1 protein-coding gene is annotated in these 291 nt (G+C 59.5%); it reads left to right on the top strand.

All coding sequences use genetic code 11. From position 1 onward, the window contains the following. Positions 1 to 291 (top strand): hypothetical protein (locus LZP73_RS20240; protein WP_234236727.1); only part of this gene is annotated, 291 nt, incomplete at both ends.

Here is a 291-nt window from a genome sequence, read left to right as displayed (position 1 = left end):
TGCGTCTGGAATCGGCCATCTGCCTGTTTCACCAGCGCTTTTCCACTAACACCGTACCGCGCTGGCCGCTGGCGCAGCCATTCCGCTACCTCGCGCATAACGGTGAAATCAACACCATCACCGGTAACCGCCAATGGGCGCGTGCGCGTACCTATAAATTCCAGACGCCGCTGATCCCTGACCTGCACGACGCCGCGCCGTTCGTCAACGAAACCGGCTCTGACTCCAGTTCGATGGATAACATGCTGGAACTCCTGCTGGCAGGCGGGATGGATATCATCCGTGCCATGC

Origin of the sequence: Shewanella sp. AS16, assembly GCF_021412365.1 — a bacterium.
In the GTDB taxonomy this organism is placed as follows: Bacteria; Pseudomonadota; Gammaproteobacteria; order Enterobacterales; family Shewanellaceae; genus Shewanella; species Shewanella salipaludis.
The sequence above is the reverse complement of the archived record's forward strand: the minus strand, read 5'-3'. Positions and strand labels throughout refer to the sequence as shown.